Annotated in this window: 1 pseudogene; it reads right to left on the bottom strand. The window is 48.8% G+C overall.

Annotation, left to right across the window (positions count from 1 at the left end):
- A pseudogene (aceE, locus tag A3750_RS11765) lies at positions 1 to 879 on the bottom strand (pyruvate dehydrogenase (acetyl-transferring), homodimeric type); the annotation flags it as partial.

Here is an 879-nt window from a genome sequence, read left to right as displayed (position 1 = left end):
AATCAATGGGTAGTCATGCACACTGTAGGAGGTGGCACAGGCAATCCATGCAGCCATAGCACCCGCTTCATTGATACCCTCTTCCAAAATCTGACCAGCCTGATCTTCTCTATAGTACATGACCTGGTCGCGATCATTGGGGACATACTTTTGGCCTTCAGAGGTATAAATTCCAAGCTGACGAAACATCCCCTCCATGCCAAATGTTCTCGCCTCATCCGGCACGATGGGTACTACGCGCTTTCCAATTCTCTTATCTTTTGTGAGCGATGACAGCATTCGAACAAATGCCATAGTGGTTGAAATTTCTCTGTCTCCAGAGCCATCTAGCTGAGCCTGGAAAAGATCCAGAGAAGGAGCCGTTAAAGGCGCGCTTCGCTGACGACGCTTGGGATAGAAACCGCCAAGCTCTTCTCGACGGCGCTTCATATAGATGGCTTCGGGACTGTCTGGCGCAGGCCTGTAATATGGTACTTCTGCGATTTTATCGTCGCCGATTGGAACACCAAAACGATCCCTGAAAGACCTTAACGATTCCTCGTCCAGTTTTTTAAGCGAATGTGTGGTGTTCGTCGCTTCTCCGACCTTCCCAAAACCATAACCTTTCACAGTATGCGCCAAGATAACTGTTGGCTGGCCCTTGTGATGAACCGCTTTGTGGTATGCAGCATAAACCTTATACGGATCATGGCCACCGCGGTTTAACTGCTCAATGTCTTCATCTGTATAAGACTCACCAATTTTAGCCAGCTCAGGATAACGTCCGAAAAAGTGCTTGCGCGTATATGCTCCTCCGTTGGACTTAAAGCTCTGCATTTCACCATCCACAAGCTCATTCATCGCTTGCTGCATCGCGCCGTCGCTATCCTGCTCAAACAA

Source organism: Oleiphilus sp. HI0079, assembly GCF_001635105.1.
The sequence above is the reverse complement of the archived record's forward strand: the minus strand, read 5'-3'. Positions and strand labels throughout refer to the sequence as shown.